The organism is Zunongwangia sp. L-65 (assembly GCF_056859415.1).
On sequence record NZ_JBSXOK010000084.1, the window covers coordinates 31,387 to 44,639 of the forward strand.

Annotated in this window: 14 protein-coding genes; 5 read left to right on the forward strand and 9 right to left on the reverse strand. The window is 36.1% G+C overall.

Annotated features, from left to right (window positions below):
- Positions 1–4: 4 nt before the first annotated feature.
- Positions 5–505 (reverse strand): GreA/GreB family elongation factor, encoded by a 501-nt coding sequence (locus AC13DP_RS21475; RefSeq protein WP_013072001.1) that lies wholly within the window; start codon positions 503–505, stop codon positions 5–7.
- A gap of 121 nt (positions 506–626) precedes the next feature.
- On the opposite strand from AC13DP_RS21475, the gene AC13DP_RS21480 reads away from it, so the two are divergent.
- Both AC13DP_RS21480 and AC13DP_RS21485 read left to right on the forward strand, forming a co-directional pair.
- The gene (locus AC13DP_RS21480; RefSeq protein WP_272957382.1) at positions 627–1,880 is read left to right on the forward strand and encodes a glycosyltransferase family 4 protein; all 1,254 of its coding nucleotides are present in this window, start codon (positions 627–629) and stop codon (positions 1,878–1,880) included.
- Complete coding sequence (locus AC13DP_RS21485) at positions 1,864–2,223, forward strand: DUF2200 domain-containing protein (RefSeq protein ID WP_272957381.1); 360 nt, start codon at positions 1,864–1,866, stop codon at positions 2,221–2,223. The genes AC13DP_RS21480 and AC13DP_RS21485 overlap by 17 nt, the downstream gene beginning before the upstream one ends.
- 223 nt (positions 2,224–2,446) lie before the next feature.
- Here the strand turns inward: AC13DP_RS21485 and AC13DP_RS21490 are convergent, their stop codons facing one another.
- A complete protein-coding gene (locus tag AC13DP_RS21490; RefSeq protein WP_483068442.1) occupies positions 2,447–3,778 on the reverse strand; it encodes an aspartate kinase in 1,332 nt (443 codons plus the stop codon).
- 100 nt (positions 3,779–3,878) lie between these two features.
- Here AC13DP_RS21490 and AC13DP_RS21495 point away from each other — a divergent pair, with 100 nt between their 5' ends.
- Positions 3,879–4,526 carry a hypothetical protein gene (locus AC13DP_RS21495; RefSeq protein ID WP_013071996.1) on the forward strand — a complete coding sequence of 216 codons (648 nt, stop codon included), beginning with the start codon at positions 3,879–3,881 and terminating at the stop codon, positions 4,524–4,526.
- Between the two features lie 7 nt (positions 4,527–4,533).
- On the opposite strand, the gene AC13DP_RS21500 is transcribed toward AC13DP_RS21495, so the two are convergent.
- From AC13DP_RS21500 to AC13DP_RS21515, 4 genes are all read right to left on the reverse strand, one after another.
- Positions 4,534–4,686 (reverse strand): hypothetical protein, encoded by a 153-nt coding sequence (locus tag AC13DP_RS21500; protein WP_013071995.1) that lies wholly within the window; start codon positions 4,684–4,686, stop codon positions 4,534–4,536.
- Between the two features lie 254 nt (positions 4,687–4,940).
- The gene (locus AC13DP_RS21505; RefSeq protein WP_483068443.1) at positions 4,941–6,008 is read right to left on the reverse strand and encodes a transporter substrate-binding domain-containing protein; all 1,068 of its coding nucleotides are present in this window, start codon (positions 6,006–6,008) and stop codon (positions 4,941–4,943) included.
- Between the two features lie 78 nt (positions 6,009–6,086).
- Positions 6,087–6,563 (reverse strand): 3D domain-containing protein, encoded by a 477-nt coding sequence (locus AC13DP_RS21510; RefSeq protein WP_483068444.1) that lies wholly within the window; start codon positions 6,561–6,563, stop codon positions 6,087–6,089.
- 94 nt (positions 6,564–6,657) lie between these two features.
- On the reverse strand, positions 6,658–8,130 hold the full coding sequence (locus tag AC13DP_RS21515; RefSeq protein WP_013071992.1) for a Gfo/Idh/MocA family protein: 1,473 nt from the start codon (positions 8,128–8,130) through the stop codon (positions 6,658–6,660).
- A gap of 384 nt (positions 8,131–8,514) precedes the next feature.
- Between AC13DP_RS21515 and AC13DP_RS21520 the strand changes: the two genes are divergently transcribed.
- Together AC13DP_RS21520 and AC13DP_RS21525 are read left to right on the forward strand one after the other, a co-directional pair.
- Positions 8,515–8,946, forward strand: coding sequence for an FKBP-type peptidyl-prolyl cis-trans isomerase (locus tag AC13DP_RS21520; RefSeq protein WP_228250503.1), 432 nt, complete (start codon positions 8,515–8,517; stop codon positions 8,944–8,946).
- 324 nt (positions 8,947–9,270) lie between these two features.
- Positions 9,271–9,684 (forward strand): OsmC family protein, encoded by a 414-nt coding sequence (locus AC13DP_RS21525; RefSeq protein WP_013071989.1) that lies wholly within the window; start codon positions 9,271–9,273, stop codon positions 9,682–9,684.
- Positions 9,685–9,827: 143 nt separating this feature from the next.
- On the opposite strand, the gene AC13DP_RS21530 is transcribed toward AC13DP_RS21525, so the two are convergent.
- Genes AC13DP_RS21530 through AC13DP_RS21540 form a run of 3 tightly spaced genes read right to left on the reverse strand, consistent with a single transcriptional unit; the run spans position 9,828 to position 13,202 of the window.
- Positions 9,828–10,535 carry an N-formylglutamate amidohydrolase gene (locus tag AC13DP_RS21530; protein ID WP_272957130.1) on the reverse strand — a complete coding sequence of 236 codons (708 nt, stop codon included), beginning with the start codon at positions 10,533–10,535 and terminating at the stop codon, positions 9,828–9,830.
- Positions 10,532–11,749 (reverse strand): glutamate-cysteine ligase family protein, encoded by a 1,218-nt coding sequence (locus tag AC13DP_RS21535; protein WP_272958060.1) that lies wholly within the window; start codon positions 11,747–11,749, stop codon positions 10,532–10,534. The genes AC13DP_RS21530 and AC13DP_RS21535 overlap by 4 nt, the downstream gene beginning before the upstream one ends.
- A gap of 1 nt (position 11,750) precedes the next feature.
- A complete protein-coding gene (locus tag AC13DP_RS21540) occupies positions 11,751–13,202 on the reverse strand; it encodes a RimK family protein (RefSeq protein WP_483068445.1) in 1,452 nt (483 codons plus the stop codon).
- Positions 13,203–13,253: the final 51 nt, after the last annotated feature.

The following is a 13,253-nucleotide window of genomic DNA, read 5'->3' on the forward strand; positions in this document are numbered from 1 at the left end:
CTCTTTAATATGTGATATCCAGGATTTCCAGAATTCGGGTTTCGGTACCCAGTTTAAATTCCGCTTTTTCTCCAACTTTTAATCCGGTAACCGCCTTTGCTATTGGAGCTACAAATGCGATTTTCTGCTGCTTTACATTCGCTTCATCTACGCCTACAATCTGAAATTGCTGAATACTGTTTGCGGTATGATTTTTTAATTTCACATGTGCTCCAAAACGAACTTCATCATCGGGTTGTTGGTTTGGGTGGATTATTCTGGCAGATGCCCGTCTCTCAGCTAACAATTTCAATTTCCCATCAATCACTGCTTTTGCTCTTCGACTTTCTGTTTCGTTCTCGCTGGTTGTATTTGCCCTTTCACTTTCCAAATCCCGTTGTTCTTTTTCTAAGGCCTCATAACCAAACGGAGTGACGTAGTTTGTTACCCCATTTGGCAATGCAGCTCTTGGCGGTATTACCGGTGCTTCTTCCTGATCTTCTTCTTTTACAAATCCTCTGCTCATATCCTATTTTTCGAAGTATAGAATATACAAAAAATTATAAGATTCTAGATAAAGCACCGGTGTTTTTAAATCCTTTTTAAAAAAGAAGTTTAATTTTGCTAAGTCGATAGAACTATTTTCCATGAAAAATTTACTGGTTATTGGATATGTTTGGCCGGAACCTACCTCTTCTGCCGCCGGAAGCCGAATGTTGCAATTATTACATTTTTTTCTTGCTGAAAATTACAACATCACTTTTGCCACCACGGCAACTCAATCCCAGCATGCTTTTGATCTAAAGACATTAGGTATTGAAACGGCTAAAATCGAACTGAATAATACCAGTTTCGATGATTTCCTAAAAAAAATACAGCCTGAAATTGTGCTTTTTGATCGTTTTATGATCGAGGAACAATATGGCTGGCGTGTAGATGCAATCTGCCCCGAAGCGATTAAAATTTTAGATACCGAAGATTTACATTTTCTTAGGAATGCCAGAAAAAAGGCATTGCGTACAAAGACTGATCTCAACAAACTCATGTTAAACTCCGATGTAGCGAAAAGAGAAATCGCTTCTATCTACCGTTGTGATTTGAGCCTGATTATCTCTAAAATAGAAATGGATTTGTTAACATCTATTTTTAAAATTCCTGCTGAAGTTATTGAATACCTCCCTTACTTACTGGATACTGAAGAAATCGAAAAAGCAGCGCATTCGCCGTCATTTCAAGAACGCCAGGATTTTATGTTTATCGGTAACTTTCTACACGAACCTAACTGGCAGACAACCTTACATTTAAAACAGAAAATATGGCCTAAAATTAAACAAAAGCTCCCCGAAGCAAAACTTCATATTTACGGAGCTTATGCCAGTGATAAAGTATATCAACTTCAAAATAAAAAAGAAGGCTTTGTAGTGCACGGTCGTGCTGATACTGTTGATGAAGTAATGCAAAACCACCGAATTTTGCTATCACCCATTCAATTTGGTGCCGGACTTAAAGGCAAAATGGTCGATGCGATGCAAAACGGACTCGTTTCTGTCACCACACCCATAGGAGCCGAAGGCATTTCTGAAAACCATCGCTGGAACGGTTTCATTTGTACATCTGATGATGAAATTATTGATAAAGCGATTCAGATTTATCATGACGAAGAGGAGTGGATTTCAAGACAAAAACTGGGGAAAGCTATCCTAAAAGATAAATTTTCCGCATTAAATTTCACTGCTGCATTTCAGGAAAAATTAATAGCTTTAAAAAAGAATCTTACGGAACATCGTTCTAAAAATTTTATCGGTACCATGCTAAAATTCCACAATAATCGCAGTACCTATTTTATGTCTAAATTTATAGAAGAGAAGGAAAAAAATAAAAGAAATGAGTACCACACCTGATCATGTCCGTAAGGTAGCCGAAATGAGTTTTGCTTCGGTTTATCCTCATTACCTCGCTAAAATTGAAAAGAAAGGCAGAACAAAAGAAGAACTACACCAAGTAATACAATGGTTAACGGGTTTTACCAATGAAAAATTACAACTGCTAATCGCTAATAAGGTGAATTTTAAGGAGTTTTTTGATCAGGCAGATTTACATCCCAATGCATCACTTATTAAAGGAACTATTTGTGGCTACCGAATTGAAGACATTGAAACACCACTTACCAAAAAAGTTCGATACCTGGATAAGCTGGTAGACGAATTGGCGAAAGCCAGGAAAATGGAAAAGATCTTACGTTAAATGTAACAACTTACAAAAAGCAGGATATTATTATCCCGAGCATGAATGATTATTAAAAACGTCGAATTCCAGTAAAAAACGTCGGTTTTTACTGGAATCTTCAAAACGATATGATACCCTGAGGCTTCCTTCGAAATTGTAAAAAAGGGATCCGGTCTAACAGGTTCCCTCGAGATTTTTTATTATACCATAAAAACGATTAAAGTACCTGATTAAATGAATTTTAAACCAACTGACTTAAACCTTCACTAAACAGTTTTTGATTTAAGGTTCTAAGGGTTTTAATTTTATCTTGCGTATCTACCAGTATAGAAATATTATTGCTACTGCCCCCGTAGCTTATCATCCTTACAGGAATATCATTCAATAGTTCGAATAACTTGTAAGTTGACTGATCCTCGATAACAGATTCTCCCACAATGCACACAATACTTTGATTGCGATCTACGGTAATTTCACCATAAGCATTTAATTCTTCTAGAATTTTATCCAGATTTCGGGTATCATCGATGGTTAGGGAAATTGCAATTTCCGAGGTCGTAATCATATCGATAGAGGTTTCGTAATGGTTAAACACATCAAATATTTTTCGAAGGAAACCATGCGCCATTAACATTCGGTTTGATTTGATTTTAATAGCGGTAATATCATCTTTCGCTGCAATTGCCTTAAGTCCTTTACTATGCACTTCAGAAGAGATTTTAGTTCCGGTTTTCTCTGGAGTAAAGGTGTTTTTCAGGAAAATAGGAATTCCTTTATTGATTACCGGAGATACCGTTTGCGGATGCAAAATTTTAGCGCCAAAATAAGCAAGCTCGGCTGCTTCTTCAAAAGTTAATTCTGAAATTGGATGGGTTCCCTCTACATGACGTGGATCGTTGTTATGGAAACCGTCTATATCTGTCCATATCTGTACTTCTGAAGCCTGTGCCGCAGCACCAAGAATAGTTGCGGTATAATCGCTGCCACCACGTTTTAACGTGCTAATTTCATTATGCCTGTTGATACATACAAACCCCTGGGTGATATATAAATCTGATCGTTTCCCTTGTAAATGGGCGTCTAAAAGTTTGCCAACTCTATCGGTATCCGGATTTTCAAGATTATGTACTTCCATAAATTCCTTGGCATCCAGCCAGATATTTTCGATCCCCTGAGCTTTAAAATACTGAGAAACCATAAAAGTAAGCATGGTCTCCCCGTAAGTGACAATTTCGGCATACACCGCATCGGTATATGCTTTATGCCCGGCAACCGATAAATCCTGCAGGCATTTCCCTACAAAAGATTTTGTTTCCTGATTTAAAATTTCTTCCTGAATAAGGCGATCTATGGCCAAAAAGTGACGATCTCGAAGCTTTTCGATAATCACTTCAATTTCCGTATAATTTTGTGTTTTCGATAAATTGGAAATGGCGACCAGCTCATTAGTAACTCCGCTCATTGCAGATAATACCAATAATTTTCTACCCTCCTGTCCTAAGGTAATATTTTTTACATTTTCGATACTTTCAGGAGTTCCTACAGATGTTCCTCCAAATTTTAAAACTTTCATCTTCATTCTTTTGATGTTGCATAATTAAAATGAAGCGTGATGAGATTAAAAAAAATGATTCATTTTATATACATTTGTACAAAATGTGTAATATTTAACAATGAAGACGATAACTACCTGTGTTCATGATATTATAAGGCACCAACCTTTTCTGGATGACGCCATTGCGCGCGATATTGTAAACTTTAGCGGATTGGCGGAAGATTTACGTCCTGAAGTTGAAAAAGAGATGCGAAAACCGGTAAAGGTGGGTAGTATAATTATGGCTTTACGCCGTTATGCACCCAAGCGCACAAAGATCAACATGAACAGTTTACGCGAATTAGGTGATATTATCGTTAGATCCGGTATTACGGAATACACATTTTTGAATTCGAAAACAATTATCGCAAATAAATCCAGGCTATTAGATGCGGTAAAAGATCAAACAGGTGTTTATCTTAATTATTCGAGCAATTATCAGGAAAGTAATATATTAGTGTCGTCTTCTTTAACCAACCTGGTAGAAGATTATTTTAAAAATGAAGTACGAGTAACGATTAAAGAAGATTTATCTTCTATTACTATCGCCCTTCCTAAAAATAGCAGCCAATCTGTTGGATTGTATTTTTATATCTTTAAACTACTCGCTTATGAAGGGATACCGGTTTTCGAGATGATCTCTACCTCAAATTATTTTGCCCTGTTTTTAGAGCGGGAATATGTAAATAAAGCTTTTTTACTGTTAAATGAAATAAAGACCAATTAAGCGGTCTTTACCAGTAATCGAAGTATACCCCTGTCATGGCAATTACTGCTATAATTATGACTACAATTATTGCTATAAAAGTAGCGCCAAACTTCGTTTTCTTGTTTTTCTGAAGAATATAGTCTTCAGATTCATTGTCTTCTTTGTCTCTTATTTGCATTATTGTGAGGCTTTATTGCAGCTGAAAAACCTATCATTGGTAATCGCAATATCCTTTTCAACTATCTATCAAACTTTTTGAATAAAATAAAATTAAATAAAAGTTTTCAATTCCATTTTGTTCGAATTGATAAAAACATGCTAAAATTTTGTAAAATATGCAGGAGTAACTTCACTTTATCCATTTAGCTATCGTTCACTCTCTAGTCTAAAATAAATAAATTAATACAGTATTATATTTATTCATCAGGATGCTTATTTATATTCTTTATTAAGATTTTCCCATTCCATTCTTTTAAGCATGCGTACTAAGGCAGGATCTATTTGATCTACCAAATCCGAGTTTTTAGGGAACGAATAACTGTAATAGTCCTTTTTGAGTGTTTTTTCTAAAACTTCAATACTATTTCCCAGGTTTAGTTTGTCGATTTCATAGCGCAATATCGGTTCGTCATACACCAAAACATCGATTTCCTTATTATTTAGTAATGCGATCCCCTCTTCCTCTGTTACTAATTTTTCAGAATCAATTCCGTATTGATCTAAAAGCTCTGCCGCACTACTGCTATTTACCGTTGCCACTTTAAAACGGCTAAGGTCTGTTATTCCTTTAATTTCGCCACTAATACTTTTCACGGTAAGTGATGAAGCAATACTTGCCGTAAGACTGGAGATAATAATAATAATAGCCATAAACATCCAGATCAAACCAATAATACGTCCTCCTGTAGTTCTGGGAGATTTATCACCATAACCAACAGTTGTCATGGTCACTGCACTCCACCAAAACCCTTCCATTAATCCTTTTCCTTTGCTCCCACCAAATTCTTCGGCATTTTTCTTTCGCTCAAATAGCCATACCAGAAAACCGAAAATAAAAATGACTCCTAACAGTGCCAGTATCGCCGAAATAAATTCCCAGCTCCATAAATTTTTAAGAATATTAATTACCTGGGATTCTTTTCTTTTTGCTATACCGGTATGAGAAATAAAATAAGGTTGGGAAAAATCCAATCGCTCCATCCGGCTATCGGTCACGGTAATAGGATTGATACTAAAGTCTACTTCACCGCTTTCAACGGCATTTAGAAGAGCCTTGAGTGTTTTATACTCCTGATATTTAAAATTGTAATCTAAACTTTCATTCACCAAATTCCAGCTTTTAATACTTAAGCCATCGTAAGTCCCGTCCGGATTTTGCGTTACGAATGGCGGTGTATGCTGTATCCCAATTTTATAAGTTTTAGGAGCAGATTTTAAAGAATCCTGGGCATTGATAAGGAAAGAAAAAAATATAAATAAAAAGGATAATATATACTTCATAATTTTCAGCTGAAGGGAAGTTTTTCGTTACGTAAGTTCTGAAAAGTACTTAATACTGAAATATTTTCAAAATCCAGTTTATTCTGACGTCACTTCTGCAGCAGCATTGGTTGAAGTCGTATCCTTTTTTCGATAGTAAATTTCTAATTTTTTTCGCCCAAAGTTTCTGGCCTTTGCAATGTCCTTTCCCATATAAATATCTACTCGTTTTTTCCAGCGATAATGCATTTTATCTTTAATTAGAAAAACCGAATCGAATCCCTGAATTCTAATTTCATCATCATGATCAAGACCTAAGTCTATAAGATCCCGTGATATCGCAACTGCATTCATCCCTGGTTTTAAGGTATCTCCCCACGCCGCCAGGTTTGAATTGTTACCGGCGGTTTGATATCCAACCGAATTAAATGCAGAAACCGTAACCTTTAAAGTATCCCAATCTTCTTCAATAGGATGGTCATCTACCTTGGTATCAGAAAAATTACAGGCTGAAAAACCTACAGCACCAAAAAATAAACAAAAGGAAAGTATTCCTAAAAAGTATTTTCTGATCATTGTAAAGTTTTTCAGCCTGTACTATTATTGCTAAAAGCTAATATAGACAAAGTTTTTTTTCAAAACAAGTCCAAAGGATGATATGGGCATTCCACTAAACTTCTCCTAACTTCCAGCCATCACGATAATCTCGTTTCACAAATTTATTTGCTTCTTCAAGATTTTCTACGCGCATATTATCACTATCCCAAATCATTTGAATATAACGTCCTGGATATTCAAATTCTATATTTCCATTGGCATTTGTTTTCTCTCTTCGAATATCTGTACCTCTTATGGCCAGGTTAGCAATCAATAAAATTTCGGTTAAAGGTCCTGCTATTTCGAAAGGTGAACTAAGTTCTTTTTTACCGGGTCCGGCTATCGCGGCTTCTACCCACTGTCCATAATGCCCATTGGCACCACCGGGCACACGATCAAACTGTTTTGGTACATTTACCTCATTGGTTCTGGAAGTTGGCAATAATTGAGGGTTCTCTCCATACGTACCACACATCATTTTTCCTTTAGTACCAATGATTAAAACTCCGTTTCCACCATCTCCAAACACTTCATTTGGGCCTAATTCTTCCGGTCTGGTAGGTTGAATACCACCATCCATCCAGTGTAGTTTAATATCACCATCTGTATTTTCATTACCATCAAATGTCATGGTCACGTGGCTGGACGGCGGGCAACTTTCAGGAAAATAACCACGTTTAAATTCATCTACATAAACACTACCAACGCTACATTCTACGTTTTTAGGATATTTTAAGTCCAGTACGCGATAAGGCGCTTCAATTAAGTGACAGCCCATATCGCCAAGCGCTCCAGTACCATAATCCCACCAGCCTCGCCAGTTAAAAGGAACAAGACCATTAACATACTCTTTATAAGGAGCAGTTCCTAACCAAAGATCCCAATCTAACTCGGCCGGAACACTCGCTTTTTTCTCTGCAGGCCATGGAATACCCTGTGGCCAAACCGGTCTATCTGTAAAACAATAGACTTCTTTTGCTTTACCTATTAATCCTGCATTAAACCACTCGCGCATTTTACGCACTCCGTCACCAGATGACCCCTGATTTCCCATTTGGGTAACCACATCATATTTTTTAGCGGCATTGGTTAGCGCTCTTGCTTCGTAAATATCATGCGTTAATGGCTTTTGCACATATACATGTTTCCCTAACTGCATGGCCGCCAAGGTTTGAATGGCGTGATTATGATCTGGCGTAGATACCGAAACCGCATCAAAATTCTTTGATTCTTTATCTAACAGTTCTCTCCAATCTTTATAATATTTTGCTTTAGGAAAACGTTCTCGCGATGTTTTAGCGCGACGATCATCCACGTCGCATAAAAATGCGATATCGGCTTTTCCTGTTTGATGAAAGCTCCAGATATCACTTTGTCCTTTTCCTCCAACACCTATTCCAGCGACTACCAGTTTATCACTTGGCGCAGTAAAACCGGGACCGCCCAACACATGACGCGGAATTATACTGATACCCGCCGTGGCTAGCGCAGTACTTTTTATAAAATCTCTTCGTGAGGAACCTAAAATTTTCTTGTTTTTTTCCATAGTTAGGGTTTAAAAGATAAATCGATTTAGTTGATTATTCGTATTATATGATTAAAAAGCCATCATTAATAATAAAAAGATAAGCTTTGAATTTGCATATTAACATTTTCTAAAGATATCTTTTAATTTTTAAAAATCCAACTTTCTGATTTTATATAAGATTTAATCTTTATGTTATGCCTATAAAAAACTTACGAAATAGGCGATTTTGAACGCTAAAAACCTAAAATTCCAGTTAAACTCCTCTTTTAGTGTTAAGAAAAATAGAAAGCAACCGAATTAAATCCCTATATCCTTGTGAGTGCATTTGAGAGCTGTACCTTTGCACACTTAATTGGCTGAAAACAAGAAATCGGCCTTAATTAATCTTTGAAAAACAAATTTATGAGTCAAGTAAAGCAAAATGACACTGTAAAAGTTCATTACACAGGAAAATTAACCGATGGCCAGGTATTCGATAGCTCTGTGGAACGCGGAGAGCCAATCGAATTTACTATGGGACAGGGACAATTAATTCCTGGATTCGAAAAAGGACTTTTAGATATGGAAGTTAACGAGAAAAAAACCATAAATATACCAAAAGAAGAAGCTTACGGTGAGCCTAGAGAAGAGCTTGTACAGGAAGTGGAGAAAAGTCAGCTTCCAGAAGATCTTGAACCTAAGGTTGGAATGGGATTAGTTTCTAAAACTCCAGATGGTCGTGAGATGAATCTGGTAGTGAAAGAAGTTAAAGATCAATCTATCGTGGTAGATGGTAACCACCCATTAGCTGGTAAAGATTTGGTATTTGATCTTGAAGTGGTAGAGATTAAGTAACGATCACATAAAATCATTGCTTTTGAAAAAGCCATGATTGTAATACTAAAAATCCTTTTTTGGAGTCTCCAAAAAGGGATTTTTAATTATTGAATATCTTTGAAATACTGTTCCTCTAAATTTACCTGCCGGACAAAAATAAAACGAATTAGAGCTTCCCAGTAATTTACAGGACTTAAGAATGTTCCCATTTTTTAAGCGCGCTCCTACATTTCCAAAAATACTATTAATTCTACAGCCTTTAGACTTAAGCTTTTTATAAAATGTTTTCGCAGCTTATTTTTAGACAGTATCTTTATTCCAAACCAAAACTAAAAATAAATTATGATTAGAAAAGCAAGCGCAGTTTGGAATGGAACACTAAAAGAAGGACACGGAAAACTTTCTACTGAAAGTGGTGTTTTAAATGAGACTCAGTATTCTTATAAAACCCGATTTGAAGATGGGAAAGGTACCAATCCTGAAGAATTAATTGGTGCGGCTCATTCTGGGTGTTTTACCATGCAGTTATCTGCCTTTTTAGCGGAAGAAGATTTTCCTGCGGAAACACTAAATACAAAAAGTGAAATTACCTTTAAAGATGGAGTGGTTTCTAAATCACATCTAATTCTTGAAGGAAAAGTTCCTAATATCAGTGAAGAGAAATTCCTGGAAATCGCTAAAAAAGCAAAGGAAAACTGCCCATTATCTAAATTATTGGATACAGAAATTACCTTAGATGCCAAGCTGGTAAAGTAAGAATACTTTACATTTCACATAGCAACTTAAATTGAAAACGTCCTGTACATTTATATGCAGGACGTTTCTTTTTTGGTTGGTTGTTAAAAATAAAATTTCAGGAGATCTGTTAATAGTACGATCCCATAAAAAATTAAAATTTACTATATACTGGGCATATTTATGTAATGACGCTGCATGGCTTTAAAAAGGCCTTGCTTAATATGCTGCATAAAATCGTTAGAAAAACGGTTGTTTTTGGCGAATTTTTGATTTACTTCCAGTTCAACTCCAATATATTTAGTAGTAAACTTGGTTCTAAGATAGGTGGTAAAACCATCAGCTGTTCCAAAATAAGGATAATTAGACCTAACCCTCACATCTAATTCTTTTATAAGTTCGTGCTTTAAATGCCTGGAAAAGTTTTTTTCCCCTTCCCTTGTAGGATCGTATAAAAGTCCGATATCCGTTTGGCGTTCCACAGCGTCTAAAACCGGCGTAAAGCTATGCACAGAAATATGTACCACTTCTTCTCCTGCTTCCCTACAGGCAGCAATACAATGCTCTACCTCATTCCTGTACTTCAGGTAAAAGGAGTCAATCAATATTTTTTTTTGCTCCGCAGTCAGCGATTTAGAATATTCTGAAAATAAATTACGATGATGTAAAGAACGATTGGGTTCAATTAACAATCGGCTAAATTTATAATCAAAACTAAAATCCGCTATTTTTGATAATTCCTGAAACAATTTAAAAGCCCCGGGATCATAAGCACGATGCGTTTTCCAAACCGGATCTTTTGCATCTTTTATAAATTTAAATTGTTGTGGCAATGCATTCCCAGCATGCTCACAACTTAAAACTAATTTCAAATCGTAAATAATTGATTTTTAGACAAACAATCAGCTATTTTTAAATAAACACTTTTAATTTTTTCGTCGGAATAATTTTTGTTTAAAGCTTTTATAATCCTGGTGGATAATGACCCTTCTTTCAATAAAAATTCAATTGTTTGGGCATGTTTTTCAGAAATATTATTTTTAATTTTCTGGAATATTACCTGCCAGATTTCTTGAATTTCGGCTTCTTTTTTTAAGCCGAAAATAGCTAAATAGGCCTCGTTTTTTACTTTACCCACTTCCGCATCTTTAATAGCTATATTCAGAATATCAAGTAAATCATCTTCCTTCCAGGGTTTTTGTTCCTCCAAAGGGATAAATTCCTCATTTACTATCGATTTTAAAGTTTCGATTACCAAAATGGCAATTGCCATATCAGCTTTAGGACACTCCTGTAAGTCAATGACCCGTATTTCTATTGCGCCACGATCAAAACGTGCAATAGCACCCCTGGAATTTAAAAAATGATGTTCCAGAATCCCTTTTTTATCATAAGGCTTTATCGCTTCTTTGATAGGCGCAAAAATACCACGATGATATTCTTCCTTGGTGTAAAGGCATTCCGGGATGACTTTTCCAGCAATTTGAGGAACTTCTTTTTGATTGGTTTTATACATTTCCATACGACTATCCATAAATCCGGTAAGCTGCCCTTCGAAAATTGGTGAAGATGCACTTAGGCCAGGGATAATAGGTAATAAAATCCTTATGGCTGCATGTAACTTTTCAAACTCGTTATCATTGGCAAATGGCAAATTGATGTGCATACTCTGTACGTTGCTCCAGCCATGCCCGTTACAATCAAAAATTTGATTATAAAGCTCATAAATCTCGTTATAATCGTGTTCCCAAAGTTTTGTCTCCTTCAGTGGATCCATTAATGGGTGTGCCGCGGTTGGCAAAAGTTGAGATTCTAACGGTTTTAATAAGGTATTAATTTCAGTGATGTTTTCTGCAAAAAGCTCATCCAGATGTTCAATTTCTGAAGTGGGACAAGCCGTTTTTAATTCCACTACATGTCCTACCAGCTCATTGCTCCATTCGATCTTACCATTTTCAACATCTGAAGTAATCTTCCCGGTTTTTTCAATAAAAAGCTTGTCAGTAACAGGATTTACCTGCAGGTCTTTATTCACCAGCATATACTCTAACTCTATCCCGTAAACTTCGAAAATATGATAACTCATGTTACTTTTTTTCCAGCCTGTTTTTTAGGGCTGTAATAATAGATTTATATACTTCTTCTCCATAAAAAGCATCTTCAACCCCAAAATCAATATTTGGGTTGTCATTTATTTCAATAACCAGGGCTTCACCGTTAATTTGCTTAACATCTATACCGTAAAGTCCATCGCCCATTAATTTGGCCGAGCGTAATGCTAAATCCAATACTTTTTCCGGAACTTTTTCTAAGGCCATTGCATCGGCATTCCCATCCTGATCGTCTTTCTTTTTAGCACTCCAGTTATATATTTGCCAGTGGCCTTTAGCCATGTAGTATCTACAGGCATAAAAAGCTTTTCCATCTAAAACGCCAATACGCCAATCATAATCTGAAGGGGTAAACTGCTGGGCAATTATCAACTCTGATTCTTTTAGCATCTTGGTGACCAGTTCCTGATATTCTTCCTGGGTTTTCGCTTTTTTCACCCCAAAACTAAAGGTAGAATCAGGAGATTTTAAAACCACCGGTAATCCAATTTCATCTATGACCAAATCCTTATTCTCTTTGTGAATAATCATGGTTTTTGGCGTAGGAATACCGGCATTTTGCAATGCTTCAGCCATAAAAACCTTATTACAACATTTTAAGATCGCATCCGGATAGTCAATAATAGCGATCCCTTCCTGCTGTGCTTTTCTTGCAAATGCATAGGCCTCATTATGCACCTCTGTACTTTGGCGAATAAAAAGCGCGTCGAAAGCCGATAATCGCGATAAATCTTTTGGTGAAATAATTTCCACATAAAAATTCATTTTTTCGGCCACTTCGGTGAATTTCTTTAAGGCTTTTAGGTTACTTGGCGGTGCTACATCGTCTTTTTGTACCAGGATAGCCAAATCATAATCATAAGACTGTGGCTTAACGGTGTCATATCTTTTTTTAGAAAAATAATCACTCGCAAAAATATGCATGCTCTCTAGATGATCCTTCGGAATTTCAGATTCAGATAAGGCTTTGATACTTTTTATAGTCCATTTATTGCTAAAACTAAACTTTACCTGCAAAAAAGGAATCTGGAAATGCCTAAAAAAAAGGGAGCTCAGTTCCCGGTACTTCTGGGCTACGTTTTGTCCAAAATAAATACTGAGCACAAACTCGGTTGATTTTATCGATTTCAGGGATTTCTGAATAACATCATCAAACTCTTCAGAAATTACTTTAACCAATTTGGGTTCTCGTAAATCTACGAGGTTTTTAACGGTAGGTATCGCCAAATGTCCCCGAGCTTCTGCTAACAGGGAAACGTAATATCCTTTGGACTGGTAACTATAGTTTTTGGATAAATTGAAAATACGAGCATTTTTTATTTTCGCATACAAAGGGTTGGTTAAATAATCCTGAGCAGCGATAATACTTATATTTTCAAGCTGAACTGGCCATTTTTCAGGCTGATTCACCACTAAAAATTTGTTCATTTATAATATAAAATATCACACAAATGTACTGGAAAATTAAATTGGGAAATC